19 protein-coding genes and 1 pseudogene are annotated in these 13,128 nt (G+C 39.1%); 18 read left to right on the top strand and 2 right to left on the bottom strand.

The window, feature by feature from the left end; translation table 11 throughout:
* Positions 1–81: 81 nt before the first annotated feature.
* The 5 genes from B0I26_RS12085 to B0I26_RS18330 all read left to right on the top strand — a co-directional run bounded on the left by B0I26_RS12085 (position 82) and on the right by B0I26_RS18330 (position 2,646).
* Complete coding sequence (locus B0I26_RS12085) at positions 82–264, top strand: hypothetical protein (RefSeq protein ID WP_111645687.1); 183 nt, start codon at positions 82–84, stop codon at positions 262–264.
* Positions 264–1,097: a serine/threonine protein kinase gene (locus tag B0I26_RS12080; protein ID WP_111645686.1), complete on the top strand. Its 834-nt coding sequence runs from the start codon at positions 264–266 to the stop codon at positions 1,095–1,097. Before B0I26_RS12085 ends, B0I26_RS12080 begins: the two co-directional genes overlap by 1 nt.
* The gene (locus B0I26_RS12075) at positions 1,084–1,854 is read left to right on the top strand and encodes a sporulation protein (RefSeq protein ID WP_111645685.1); all 771 of its coding nucleotides are present in this window, start codon (positions 1,084–1,086) and stop codon (positions 1,852–1,854) included. The genes B0I26_RS12080 and B0I26_RS12075 overlap by 14 nt, the downstream gene beginning before the upstream one ends.
* A gap of 173 nt (positions 1,855–2,027) precedes the next feature.
* Positions 2,028–2,345: a YodL domain-containing protein gene (locus B0I26_RS12070; protein WP_111645684.1), complete on the top strand. Its 318-nt coding sequence runs from the start codon at positions 2,028–2,030 to the stop codon at positions 2,343–2,345.
* Positions 2,346–2,475: 130 nt separating this feature from the next.
* On the top strand, positions 2,476–2,646 hold the full coding sequence (locus tag B0I26_RS18330; protein ID WP_181502889.1) for a hypothetical protein: 171 nt from the start codon (positions 2,476–2,478) through the stop codon (positions 2,644–2,646).
* A gap of 23 nt (positions 2,647–2,669) precedes the next feature.
* Here B0I26_RS18330 and B0I26_RS18325 read toward each other — a convergent pair whose 3' ends face one another.
* Entirely contained in the window at positions 2,670–2,813 is a 144-nt protein-coding gene (locus B0I26_RS18325; protein ID WP_181502875.1) for a hypothetical protein, read from the bottom strand.
* Positions 2,814–2,911: 98 nt separating this feature from the next.
* On the opposite strand from B0I26_RS18325, the gene B0I26_RS12065 reads away from it, so the two are divergent.
* The 3 genes from B0I26_RS12065 (at position 2,912) to B0I26_RS12055 (ending at position 5,164) form a co-directional block, all read left to right on the top strand.
* On the top strand, positions 2,912–3,310 hold the full coding sequence (locus B0I26_RS12065) for a hypothetical protein (RefSeq protein WP_111645683.1): 399 nt from the start codon (positions 2,912–2,914) through the stop codon (positions 3,308–3,310).
* Between the two features lie 175 nt (positions 3,311–3,485).
* Entirely contained in the window at positions 3,486–4,190 is a 705-nt protein-coding gene (gene deoD, locus B0I26_RS12060) for a purine-nucleoside phosphorylase (RefSeq protein ID WP_111645682.1), read from the top strand.
* Positions 4,191–4,336: 146 nt separating this feature from the next.
* Positions 4,337–5,164 carry a M15 family metallopeptidase gene (locus B0I26_RS12055; protein WP_111645681.1) on the top strand — a complete coding sequence of 276 codons (828 nt, stop codon included), beginning with the start codon at positions 4,337–4,339 and terminating at the stop codon, positions 5,162–5,164.
* A gap of 181 nt (positions 5,165–5,345) precedes the next feature.
* Here the strand turns inward: B0I26_RS12055 and B0I26_RS12050 are convergent, their stop codons facing one another.
* Entirely contained in the window at positions 5,346–6,671 is a 1,326-nt protein-coding gene (locus tag B0I26_RS12050) for a Na+/H+ antiporter family protein (RefSeq protein ID WP_111645680.1), read from the bottom strand.
* Positions 6,672–7,070: 399 nt separating this feature from the next.
* Between B0I26_RS12050 and B0I26_RS12045 the strand changes: the two genes are divergently transcribed.
* From B0I26_RS12045 to B0I26_RS12005, 10 genes and pseudogenes are all read left to right on the top strand, one after another.
* Complete coding sequence (locus B0I26_RS12045; RefSeq protein WP_111645679.1) at positions 7,071–7,946, top strand: cation diffusion facilitator family transporter; 876 nt, start codon at positions 7,071–7,073, stop codon at positions 7,944–7,946.
* 178 nt (positions 7,947–8,124) lie between these two features.
* Positions 8,125–9,048 carry a cysteine synthase A gene (gene cysK, locus B0I26_RS12040; RefSeq protein WP_111645678.1) on the top strand — a complete coding sequence of 308 codons (924 nt, stop codon included), beginning with the start codon at positions 8,125–8,127 and terminating at the stop codon, positions 9,046–9,048.
* 93 nt (positions 9,049–9,141) lie between these two features.
* Positions 9,142–9,282, top strand: a pseudogene (locus B0I26_RS12035) (YeeE/YedE thiosulfate transporter family protein); the annotation flags it as partial.
* A gap of 89 nt (positions 9,283–9,371) precedes the next feature.
* Positions 9,372–10,331 (top strand): magnesium transporter CorA family protein, encoded by a 960-nt coding sequence (locus B0I26_RS12030; protein WP_245934776.1) that lies wholly within the window; start codon positions 9,372–9,374, stop codon positions 10,329–10,331.
* 24 nt (positions 10,332–10,355) lie between these two features.
* Positions 10,356–10,715 carry a Sir2 family NAD-dependent protein deacetylase gene (locus B0I26_RS19010; RefSeq protein ID WP_111645726.1) on the top strand — a complete coding sequence of 120 codons (360 nt, stop codon included), beginning with the start codon at positions 10,356–10,358 and terminating at the stop codon, positions 10,713–10,715.
* A 108-nt stretch (positions 10,716–10,823) separates the two neighbouring features.
* Entirely contained in the window at positions 10,824–10,913 is a 90-nt protein-coding gene (locus B0I26_RS12020; RefSeq protein WP_111645677.1) for a YjcZ family sporulation protein, read from the top strand.
* A gap of 333 nt (positions 10,914–11,246) precedes the next feature.
* Positions 11,247–11,408 (top strand): hypothetical protein, encoded by a 162-nt coding sequence (locus B0I26_RS18320; protein WP_181502871.1) that lies wholly within the window; start codon positions 11,247–11,249, stop codon positions 11,406–11,408.
* 158 nt (positions 11,409–11,566) lie between these two features.
* Positions 11,567–12,502, top strand: coding sequence for an EamA family transporter RarD (rarD, locus tag B0I26_RS12015; protein WP_111645676.1), 936 nt, complete (start codon positions 11,567–11,569; stop codon positions 12,500–12,502).
* Positions 12,503–12,713: 211 nt separating this feature from the next.
* Positions 12,714–12,812 (top strand): YjcZ family sporulation protein, encoded by a 99-nt coding sequence (locus B0I26_RS12010; RefSeq protein WP_111645675.1) that lies wholly within the window; start codon positions 12,714–12,716, stop codon positions 12,810–12,812.
* Between the two features lie 99 nt (positions 12,813–12,911).
* Positions 12,912–13,049, top strand: a complete 138-nt coding sequence (locus B0I26_RS12005) for a YjcZ family sporulation protein (RefSeq protein WP_111645674.1) — start codon at positions 12,912–12,914, stop codon at positions 13,047–13,049.
* Positions 13,050–13,128: the final 79 nt, after the last annotated feature.

Raw genomic sequence — 13,128 nt, 5'->3', positions numbered from 1 at the left:
CCCTAGAAAATGTTTGATGAGGTGAAACTTTTATCGTTGCGGTCCGTATATATGAATAGTCTGGTATAGAGGAGAGATTTTATGTTAAAGAAGCTATTAAAAGCGATTTTGCAAAAAAATTCAAGTCATCATAAACACCGTTGGAGCAGCAGCGATCATTTGAAAATGTACAATTCTAAAACACATCATTCCAAATATGGCCATCATCATTATAAAAAGAAATATCGTAGCGGAAGTTTCTTCTCAAGCTTCCTTGATAGCTGATGAAAAGATGGAGTTGGCTTTATGCAGGCATTGAGCGTTTTTTCGAGCGTCCGTATCGGGCTGGAAAGCTCATCAATCGCCGCTATCGTATAGAAAATTGTCTTGGAATGGGGAGTTATGGAATTACGTATATCGCATGCGACATTGTAACGAATCAGTATGTTGTGCTGAAACAGATGCGAAAAACAAAAAGAAACAAAGGAGCATTTTCCTTTCAACGCGAAGCGCAAATATTGAACATGCTTAAGCATCCGCGCATTCCAAAACTTTATGATTCGTTTATAATAAAAGACATTCCCCATCTTGTCATGGAACTCATTTCCGGAAAAACGGTCGAAGATTTGATTTTTAAAGAAGGAAAAACGTTTACAGAACGAGAATCTTTTCAATTGTTAATGGATATTTTGGCAATTGTACAGTATATTCATCAAAACGGAATTGTTCATCGCGATTTACGCATTCCAAACGTTATTATTAAGGAAGGAAATGCGTATATCATTGATTTTGGCTTAGCGCGATTTTTAACAGAAAGCGGGCGGGAGGATAGCGGTGATGTGCTCGAACAAAAGCTGCGAAGAGAAATCAGCGTAAAAAGCGACTTTTATGCATTAGGCCATTTTATGCTGTTTTTATTATATTCGACATATGAACCAACGGTGAAAGAAGAGCGGAGTTGGGAAGAAGAGCTTTCTTTATCGATGAAGGCGCGCTATATTTTGCGGAAGATGCTACAAATGGATGCACCATATGAAGATATTCATGAATTAAGCGCAGATATTCATCGTTTATTGCGAAACTGGGGGAATGGAGGGATAAATGATGTCATTGTTTAACAAAATGTTGGCCAGCATCGGAATTGGAGCAGCGAAAGTAGATACAAAACTGGTTTCTGAGCGTATTGCTTTAGGCGGTGAAGTGCAGGGAGTTGTGCAGATTATTGGCGGAAGCGTGGAACAAACGATTGATGAAATTTATTTGTCGCTTTATTCAACTTATACGGTTGAAGTCAATGACCAAAAGACAACGCGTCAAGCATTAATTGAAAAGTGGAAAATTACCGAGCCATTTACAATTGGGGTGAACGAAAAAAAGGAAATTCCGTTTTCATTCAAACTTCCGCTTGATACGCCAATTTCCGTTGGAAAAACGAGAGTATGGCTTCATACAGGGCTCGATATTAAAAACGCTCTTGATCCTGCCGATGAGGATTATATTCGCATTGAACCAACTCCGGTTATGAATGCCGTTTTAGCAGCGCTGGAAGGAATCGGTTTCCGTCTTCGTGAAGCAGACTGCGAAGAAGCACCGCTTCATCTTCGCCGCCGTCTTCCGTTCGTGCAGGAGTTTGAATACGTTCCAAAAGGAGGCATGTTCCGCGGGAAATTTGATGAAGTTGAAGTGATCTTTTTGCCGGAGTCCGAACAAGAGACGGAAGTGCTGATGCAAATCGATCGCCGTGCCCGTGGTCTCGGCAGCTTTTTAGCGGAGGCGCTCGACTTGGATGAATCCTTTATTCGCTTCCGCGTTACAAATGCGGACATTCCGAAATTGCGTGAAAAACTTTCAACACTCATACAGCGATATTGCTAATCGAAAACGAGGTTATCTGATAAGAGTCAGCCAGATAACCTCGTTTTTTATTGGTAAAATGGATAACGAAATAGCTCATTTGTTCGACAAAAGAAGCTTTATTTTGATGAAGGAATCGACAATCATGAAAGCTAATATATTCATAAAAAATTTGCTTGAAGGAGTGAATAAAGTTGGTGCGATTATTCATGAGCAAAATGTTGAAAGCAAAACAAACATATAATGTTACATTGTTTCAAACGCCAAAGTTTGGTCAAACGAAAGGATATCAACAAGTATATGACTTATCGGTCGACGCTTCTGACCATCAGGAAGCGTTAGCGATTGTGTACAAAATGTTTAATGTTCAAGATTTAATGCCAAAAGATTATCATGCCCGCTTTTTAAGTACTGGGGACATATTGTTAATTGATAAAGGAGGAAGAGGATCGTCGTGCTATAAACTTTGTCCTGGTGGATGGAAGAAAGTGAGCCGAATTTACATCAGTTAAAAATATTAAGAAAATTTAAATAATTATCTTGAAACAAGCGTTAATTATGTTATATTTTTATGTAAGATAAAGAATAGCTTATTTGCTTTCGGGGAAAGCATAAATGGGAAAGGAGGTATAAGTTGAGTACATGATGACATTAAGAGAACGAGAAGATGATAAGGCAAATTTCCCGATGTTTGCCCCTGGAATGGATGATGAGAAAGAACTCAATCAAGACGCGACAAAAGCAGAAATTGCATGCGGAGAGTATACGAAAGTTTATAAATTATCGTTTGATGAAGTAGAATCTTCACAATAAAGAGGCTGTTTGTCTTCAGCCTCTTATAAGTTCGGATCGGGTCCGTTTTTTCTGCCTGTAGCGGAATATTCTTTTGCATGTGCCGCTTCTTCAGCAAGTAATGCTTCTTTAGGGATATGGTTATTCTTCTTTTGTCCATTAATGCGATTGCGGTGCTTTTTACCCATGATCAATTTCCTCCTTTATCTTATTCAATGTTTAGTTTGTACGTTCAAAGCTGATTCATTTCCGGAATTTGTTGACAAATAGAAATGGAGAATGTGAAATGTGGGCGGTTTTTCTATCTATTTGTTTAGGCAGCATTTCGATTGTTGCGTCGTTGTATGTGAAATCAGAGTTAGAGCGAGCGTTTAATCGCCGCCGCAAAATATTTGCTCTACATATTGCAAATATCTGGATCATTAATATTGTCATTGCCGGTTCGTACTACATTTTTAGCGGCTTATTTTTAAAAGAAAACGGTATCGAAGTGGTAAAAGCATTTTCTTATATTTTTTTAGTTTCTCTTGAATTTTCAGTTCCGTTTTATATGATTGCCGCTTTTCTGTTTGAAGATTGGAAAAAAAGACAGAAGAAATATACAACAAGCGAAGATAAAAAAATCCTTTATATTAAAGAGAAATATTTATCTAAAAACAACCATTATAATTCAAAAACTTCATGAGTGGATTTAGATCTAGCCACACGAGAGAAGTTTCTATCCTAATGTTGTATGGGGGTCTGGCACTTCATTATGTCAGACTCCTTTTTGTTTACTAATTCTTGCTTTTGCCGGGAATCGTAAATATGGTAATATAATAAAGTGTTTGTTGATTAGATAAAACAAGGAGGAATAATAAATGAGTATTCATATTGAAGCGAAAGAACATGAAATTGCTGATAAAATATTGCTGCCTGGCGATCCCCTTCGTGCAAAATATATCGCGGAAACGTTTCTAGAAGGAGCGACATGCTACAATAATGTCCGCGGTATGCTCGGATTTACCGGTACATATAAAGGGCATCGCATTTCTGTACAAGGAACAGGAATGGGCGTGCCTTCCATTTCAATTTATATTACAGAATTAATGCAAAGCTATCATGTTCAAACGTTAATTCGTGTTGGAACGTGCGGAGCCATTCAAAAAGATGTGAAAGTTCGCGATGTTATTTTAGCGATGAGTGCTTCCACTGATTCACAAATGAACCGCTTAACATTCGGCGGAATTGACTATGCGCCTACCGCTAATTTCGAACTGTTAAAGAAAGCATATGACATCGGAGTCGCGAAAGGTTTAAATTTAAAAGTGGGGAACGTCTTTACTGCGGATATGTTCTATAATGATAATGCCGATTGGGAAAAATGGGCCCGCTACGGCATTTTAGCGGTTGAGATGGAAACAGCGGCTCTTTACACATTAGCAGCCAAATTCGGCCGCAAAGCGCTTTCCGTTTTAACAGTCAGCGATCATATTTTAACAGGAGAAGAAACAACAGCCCAAGAACGACAAACGACATTTAACGAGATGATTGAAGTAGCGTTGGAAGCAGCGATTAAAGAATGATAAATGGACCTATATCTGACCTCACATGCGCATTCGAGGCTGTCTCATAAGGGTCAGACTCTTGACTTTTGGGACAGCCTCTTACGGGGTCAGCCCCTTCGCTTTTGGGGCAGTTTATGTATTAGTAAAGAGAAAAAGGTGGAACGATGAAACGATTGTTTTTTTTGCTGATCATTGCTTGTTCCATTTTATTGAGCGGCTGTATGCCGTCTTACTTTCAGGGACAGGAAACAAACGATACAACTTACGTCAATTCAGAAACAGAAAGAGAACAAAAAGCACCGCAAACGCCTAAAAAAGCAGAGCAGGAGCCAGCGATTGCTCCCGATTTACTTTTAGAATCACAATATTGGAATGTCACTGAAGTACAAAACGGAATAAATGTCATTATGAATCCTGAAAACATATTGGCTCTTGTTAACAAGGAAAATAATTTGCCGGAAAATTACAAACCAAACGATTTAGTCGTACCGAACGTTCCGTTTACATTTGCTGAACAAAACGTAGAGAAGCGTTTTATGAGGACTGAAGCAGCCAAGGCGCTTGAAAAGATGTTTTCAGCCGCTAAACAGGCTGGAGTTTATTTAATAGCTGCTTCGGGGTATCGTTCTTATGAAAGACAGAAGTCATTATTTGAGCAAGAAGTAGAAAAGGCAGGGAAAGAAAAAGCGATTCATGCTGTTGCGCTGCCGGGACAGAGCGAACATCAAACAGGCTTGGCAATGGATATTACAAGCCCAAGCGTGAAAAATGAAATCACAATCGCATTCGGAGAGACAAAAGAAGGAAAATGGGTCGCTGCACATGCCCATGAGTTTGGCTTTATTATCCGCTATCCGAAAGGGAAAGAGCAAATTACCGGATATCAATATGAACCTTGGCACATTCGTTATGTCGGCAAAAAAGCGGCAAAAGTCATGTTTGAGCGCAGGCTTACGCTCGAAGAGTATTTCCAAGTGGTGAAAAAAATTTAATGCGCCAGTTTATGACGATATGTAACCAAGACTAGAAAAAATACGCTTCCTTTCATGTTATGAAGCATGAGAGGAGGCGTATTTTTGTTCAACACAAAAAGGAAAAAAAATACACGTTACAACGTGTATTTTTTCATATTGTATTGTCTGACATTTTTCAGGACAGCCTCTTCGCCAGCGTTTATAATACCATTGCTGCAATCCAGCCGAAAATAATGACGGGAATATTATAATGGATAAATGTCGGAACACAAGTATCCCAAATATGATTATGCTTTCCATCTGCATTTAAGCCTGATGTTGGCCCCAGCGTGCTGTCTGAGGCAGGAGAACCGGCATCACCAAGCGCTCCGGCAGTTCCAATGATCGCAATTGTTGCTATCGGACTAAACCCCAGCTCGATACAAAGCGGCACAAAAATCGTTGCAATAATCGGTACTGTTGAAAACGACGAACCGATTCCCATCGTGACTAAAAGTCCGACAAGCAGCATAAGGAAAGCTCCCAGACCTTGGTTGCCATCAATCAACCGTACCGATTTTTCCACTAGCAATTGTACATGTCCTGTTTCATTGATGACATTGGCAAATCCGGATGCTGTTAGCATGACAAAACCGATAAATGCCATCATTTTCATGCCTTCGGTTAACAAAACATCGCTATCTTTTAATTGAATGCTGCCGCTTAAATAAATTGTGATAATTCCTGCTAATGCTCCGAATATCATTGAATCAAATGTAAGCTGCACAGCAAGAGCAACGACTACTGCAAGGACGGCAAAGAAAATGTCTCGTTTGGTGAACGCCGCAGCGGCTTCATTTGTATACAAGTTGATTTGTTTCACTTCGCCATACTGCCGCGGCTTACGGTACGTAAAAAAGACGGCAATCAATAATCCGACAATCATTCCTAACGACGGAATCATCATCGCTTTTGGAATGTCACTTTTGTTTACGTTAAGCCCTGCTTCGGCCATATTTGTTTGTAAAATATCATGAAAAATCGCACCAAAGCCTGTCGGAAGCCACATGTATGGCGTGATTAACCCAAAAGTGATAATGGAAGCGACAAGCCGGCGGTCGACTTGCAGTTCATTGAGCACTTTCAATAAAGGCGGGATTAAAATCGGGATAAAGGCAATGTGAATCGGAATCACATTTTGCGAAAAGCAGGACATAAGTAAAATAATAAATAGAATAAGCGCCTTTGAATAATTTTTTTTATGGCTGGCTTTATTTGCACCGACCAATTTTAACGCCAAAGAGACGATTGCATCCGGAAGTCCTGTTTTTGAGATGGCCACGGCAAACCCGCCGAGCAAGGCATAGCTTACAGCTACTTCTGCGCTGTTCCCTAGACCTGCCGTAAATGTCTCAATCGTCTTTGTGAGGCTAAGACCGCCTGTTATCCCCCCAACGATGGCACCAATAATAAGAGAAAGTACGACATTGACTCGTAATAAACTTAATATGAGCATAATGAACACTGCTGCGATGACTGCATTCATGATGTACCTCCAACTGTTGTTGCTTTAGTTTGTTAAATTGGTAGAGTGATGAAACGCTAAAAACTTTATCATACTTCTCTTTGTTCGTCAACAAAAAAGAGCGAACTTCCCCTCTTACAATCACAAAATTAGATTTTCAAAGAGGGAAGCACTTGTATGCTCTCGGCGTTTCATTATACAGAGAGCCATCATTCTAGGCTTCCGGTTAGGTTATAGAGCAATTTTGTGTGGAGGAAACCTTTTTGGTATGATTAAAAAAAATTATCTATAGATGAAAAAGTTTGTTTTAATCTATATTCATTCATCAAGCCAATTTTGTTGCTGTAGACCCACATGGTGTCAACTTGGTAAACTAATACATGCAAAATACAAAATATGAATGTAAGTTAGGTGAACGAAATGAACAAAAATATGACACCAGAGGCAGGAGCTTGGCTAAGCATAGGGGCATATATCGGATTATCGGTTATTAAACTCATCGTTGGTTACATAGCGAATTCACAAGCTTTAAGGGCAGATGGACTGAATAACTTGAGTGATATAGTTGTTTCGGCAGCTATATTAATCGGTTTAAAAATTTCTAAAAAGCCGCGTGACCATAATCATCCATATGGACATTCACGCGCTGAACATATTTCTTCATTGGTTGCTGCTTTTCTTATGATGTTTATCGGCATGGAAGTTCTTATTGAAGGCTTTTATTCTATTGTTCATTTTAAAAAAGAGGCTCCTGAATGGTTAGCCGCATGGACGGGAGGGTTTTCGGCACTCGTCATGCTTGGGGTCTATGCATTTAATCGGCGTTTAGCGAAGCAAACAAAGAGTCAAGCGATGGAAGCAGCAGCGAAAGACAACCTTTCCGATGCTCTTGTAAGCATAGGTACGGTCATTGGCATCATTGGAGCGCAGTTTCAGTTATTTTGGTTTGACCCGCTTGCCGCGATCATCGTAGGTATTATGATTTGTAAAACTGCTTGGGAAATTTTTTCAGAAACATCGCATATGTTAACGGACGGATTTGACGAGCATATTTTAAATGAATACAAAAAAGAAATTGCTCTTGTTCAAGGTGTGAAGAAAGTAGCTGACGTGAAGGCGAGAATGTTGGGAAATGAAATTATTCTTGATGTGACGATTCAAGTCGACCCGCAGTTAAATGTCGTAAAAAGCCATGAAATTGCTGATCGAATTGAAGCGATGATGAAAGAACAACATAATATTCAAACGACCCATATTCATGTGGAGCCAGCTGTCCATGTTCCAAAAAGGAGCTGACCTAAAGCGTCTGACCTCACGTGCATAGATTGTGTTGTGGGATTGGCACTTTGCTTTAAGATCAGCTTCTTTTCTATTGCAAATGCAAAACTAAGTAATTTGAGTAAAATAGTTGGTCATTTACAAAAAAATCGGTATAATCATTTCGAAATGATAAATATAGAGGTTGGGAGAGACGATGAAACTTTACGATTCAATTCTTGATTTAATTGGCAATACACCGATTGTGAGGCTAAACAACATTCCTCATCCCGATGGAGCAAAAGTCTATATGAAATTGGAATCATTTAATCCCGGCGGGAGTGTCAAAGACCGTGCGGCTTTGAATATGATTCGCCGTGCTGAAACAGAAGGAAAGATTATACCGGGGAAAAGCACGATTATTGAGCCAACATCGGGAAATACAGGCATTGGCTTAGCGATGGTATGTGCCGCGAAAGGGTATCGCTGTATTATTACAATGCCTGATAACGCAACGGAAGAACGTGTGAAAATTTTAAAAGCATATGGGGCAGAAGTGCATTTAACCCCTGCGTCATTGCGAATGCAGGGAGCAATTGACAAAGCGGAGCAATTGGCGGACGAAATTCCGGACAGCTTCATTCCGATGCAGTTTGAAAACGAGGCGAATCCCGATGCGCATCGAGGTACAACCGCCGTGGAAATTCTTGAAGCGTTTGAAGGAAAACTGGATGCTTTTGTGCTAACGGCAGGCACAGGTGGCACTGTAACGGGAACGGGGGAAGAACTAAAAAAACATATTCCTGATTTAAAAATTTATGTCGTTGAGCCGTATGGTTCCCCCGTTCTATCAGGAGGACAGCCCGGTCCGCATAAAATTCCGGGAACCGGACCAGGATTTATTCCAAAAATATTAAATCGGGAGATTTTTGATGAAATTTTACTCATTAAAGATGAAGATGCACAAATGATGGCTCGGCGTCTTGCAGCAGAGGAAGGGATTTTTGTTGGAGCATCGGGGGCGGCAGCAGCCTATCATGCTGTTCAAATCGCTAAACAGCTTCCGCCAACAGCCCGCGTCCTTTGTATCGCTCCAGATACAGGCGAACGCTATTTATCATCAGATTTATTTGCTGATTGATGAGACCGTTTGAAAAATGTCAGACCTCACAATAAATGTCAGGTCTGACATTTTCTCTGAAATAAATCCTATAAAAACGATGTATTTTATTGTATTATTTTTGGTTGTAACATTGGTGCTTATTTTGACGGAATTGCTTCATTTAGTCTGCACGGTTGGCTTTGGTTTGCAGCCGCTTTTGCCGGCAGTATCATCGGGGTAAAACTGCGCCCATACTGCGCGTACAAAAATTAGCGGTGAAAACGTGATTTTCCGAAAGGAAAATCACGTTTTTTTATTGTAGAAATGAAGACACTATATACTAAAAATGGAAAGGGATTCATATGATGTTATGTTATAATGCCAATACAAAACAAATACAGAGTTTGAAAATGCTGCATTTACCTCAAGATCACGAAGTATGCTGGCTGCATTTTACAGAACGGACAAAAGAAACGCTTCCATCGCTGTTGGAGCAGCTTTCTCTTCATCCGCTAGCCAAGAAAGCGTTATTAGACGGAAGTGATTTTCCAAAAGTTGATCAATACGAAAAGTGTGCATTTGTTTCCATCTTTATTGTTAATGACCAGTTTCAAAAAACAGAGCTGCGAATCATTGCGGCCGAACGATATGTCATCAGCTATACAGAGAAGGAAATCGAATTAGTCAAGCAGCTGTTTATGCATCTTCAACACCATCCCGATGACCTTTCTCATCCGGGATATGTTTTATATCAGTTTTTAAATTCAGCGGCAATGGAGTATTTAGAGTTGGTCGATTACATTGCCCGCCATACTCAAGCGTTGGAAAAGCAAGTCTTTAAAACACCGTTTGCCAACGAAATTGGTCATCTTGTATTCCGCTGGAAAGTATGGCTGCATGAACTGCGGCAAATCGCTGAAGCGCAGGAAGAAATGATGAAAACGGTTGGTCATTCCAATTTTCCTTATGTGAATGAAGAAAGTAATCCTTATATTCAAGATGTCATTGCCCGGTTTGCCCGGGTAACGTCGGCTTTAGATACGTTCAAAGAAACGCTGACAGGCATCTTTGATTTACAATTATCGTTAAAATCTGACCATATGAATGTCATTATGAAAACATTGACATTAGTCAGTGTTGTATTTCTCCCGATGACATTTATCGCCGGACTGTATGGAATGAATTTTGAAAAAATGCCGGAATTAAAATGGGAATATGGTTATGTCTATGCGTTGCTGCTAATGGCGGGCCTTGGCGGCGGCATTGCCCTCTATTTTAAGAAAAAAGGCTGGTGGGGTGAACGCAGCAAACATCAAAAATAATAAAGTTTCTAAAAAGGTTGACCAATTGTTACGGTCAATCTTTTTTTCATTGTTAGAAAATATCATTTATCTTATATTAATGCACATGATGTTCCAAAATGCGAAAACTGTCACACGATTTTAAAGCCTGATGTTGTTCTTTTTGGCGATGCGATTCATCATTTTGAAGAAGCGCTTGATGCTGCGTATAAAAGTGATTTATTTCTTGTCCTTGGTTCTTCTCTTGAAGTAACACCTATTAATCAAATCCCTATCATCATTGCAACTGAAACAAATATTCCAACTGTCATCATCAACAAAGACCGCACCCGTTTTGATCATTTATTTGATGTATGCATCCACGAAAAGATTGGGAAAGTACTTCAGCAGCTGCATATATTATAAGATGAACTTTTGGATTCCATCTTCACTGGATGATCTTTTTATAAAACCTGCTCTTTTGTATAGGTAAATGCATATGTTATGTTTAAACGGTTACAGGAGGTGTGCGTGGTGAGCGGTGCTTACGGTGGGAACTTTACGTTAATAGTCGTCTTGTTTATTTTATTGATTATTGTTGGCTGTGCATGCATAGTTCGTTAATAAAAAATAAGGTGAACAGCAGATGTCGTATCAGTTATCGTCCTTATGGCTATGATTATCCACTTGCTTGATTCATTTTTTAATTTAACAGCAGTACGACAAAAGGCTGTCTAAACGGACGGCCTTTTTGTTATTTGTTAATGGTCATCGCTCCTGGAAACATGAGCGTGTTTTCTGTTGAAAAAGAAGATTATCAACTAATTTTATTGTCTCGTTCTATTTTTTGTACAGTTTTACATCAAAATATCGATTGATTGTTGACATTTCTTTATTTTGTTATACAATAAATATAAAATATATAATTCTGTTATAATACAGAAAAGGGTGATGAAAATGATTGATATGGAGAAATGTCAAATTGCATGGAACTTTTTCTTGAAAAATTGTGAAAGACATGGTATTTCAACAAATCTAAGTTTTTATCAATTTTTGCAATCCGTCACGATTGAACAAATTGAATCGATGGTGCAACATGCAGAAATGATTTCATTGTAAAGGACGATCTTCAAAATGAAAAATCCATTATTCGTTGACATATGAAAACACCTGTTGTCCAAAGATGGAAACAGGTGTTTTTTCGTGGAGAAAAAAATAAAAAAACATTATAATTATTCATATTGTATGATAACTAACATGAATAGAGGAGACTGAACATGAAAGACTCGATAAACAATGAAAAGACGGGAGTTTTATATGTGGCACTTGCCTATTTCATGTGGGGAGTTTTGCCGCTGTATTGGAAATGGTTAGATCATATTGCGGCAGGTGAAATTTTGGCACATCGTATTTTTTGGTCATTTGTATTTATGATTTTATTGCTTATGTTCAATCGGCAGCTGACATTGTTTTGGAAGCAATTACAAATGGCTGTGCAAAATCCGAAACAAGCTATCAGCGTGATTACCGCTGCGCTGCTTATAAGTATGAATTGGTTTATTTACATATGGGCTGTAAACCATGAACATATTGTTGAGACAAGTCTAGGTTATTACATTAATCCGCTTGTCAGCGTCGCATTAGGGATGATCGTTTTAAAAGAACGCCTTAATATTTGGCAGTTGATTTCTTTTATTTTAGCGATGATCGGTGTCTTGATGATTACAATTCAGTACGGCAGCTTTCCTTGGATTGCCATTTCGCTTGCTGTCAGTTTTGGGTTTTATGGATTAGCGAAAAAGGTAGCAACGTTTGATTCGTCTATTGGTTTAACGTTTGAAACGATGGTTGTTACGCCTATTGCGCTGCTTTACATTGTTTATGCACAGGCAAAAGGTATCGGCTCCTTTGATATAACAGATTGGTCTACTCTTTTATTGATGGGAACCGGTCCGGCAACAGCATTACCTTTATTATATTTCGCTAAGGGAGTAAAACGAATCCCGCTAACTATGATCGGTTTTTTGCAATATATTGCTCCGACGATCACTTTATTGTTGGGAATTTTCCTATTCCATGAAACATTTACAAAAACTCATTTGTATTCTTTTAGTTTTATTTGGGCTGCTCTCATTATTTTTTCTATTTCAAAGACGAAACAAATGGAATTACTGCAAAATAAATGGATAAATCGAAATTCCCTTCACACTTAGAGGCTGGCTCATAAGGGTCTGACCGTACGCGCGTGTCACAATATATCGCTCATTTATTCAACATGATGTCCTATATATTGTGCTGCTGGGTCTGACCCTTGGTTGAGACAGCCTCTTTTTTATCAGCAAACACCCATTTTTCTGAAATCGCCTAACCATTCTATGATGACTTGAATAGTCTACTATTACAGAAGTGAAGGAGGTGCTCAAGATGGGTGCAGCTTATGGTGGAGGTTTCTCTTTAATTGTTGTATTGTTTATTCTTTTAATTATCGTGGGTTGTGCATGCGTTGGTGGCCGGTTTTGCTAAGTTGAAAAATCTGAGTTTCATCAGTAGGAAATTTTCTTTCTTCTGATGTTACATTCACTAACATTGACTATAAGCTAGAAGTGTTAGGAGGTGGAATGTATGCCATTTGGTTACGGATATGGCTGGGGCGGCTATGGTTATGGCGGCTATGGCTATGGTGGATTTTTCGGCCGCAGCTTCGTGTTAATTGTTGTATTGTTTATCTTACTCATTATTGTCGGCGCTGCTTGGTGCTAGTATAATGAAAAAATGGAAAATAAGCCGGAAGATGCGGAAGAAGCCTTATTTGGATACGGCTTTTTCCGTTCTTTCTTTT

The organism is Paranoxybacillus vitaminiphilus (assembly GCF_003259935.1).
Classification (GTDB): domain Bacteria; phylum Bacillota; class Bacilli; order Bacillales; family Anoxybacillaceae; genus Paranoxybacillus; species Paranoxybacillus vitaminiphilus.
The sequence above is the reverse complement of the archived record's forward strand: the minus strand, read 5'-3'. Positions and strand labels throughout refer to the sequence as shown.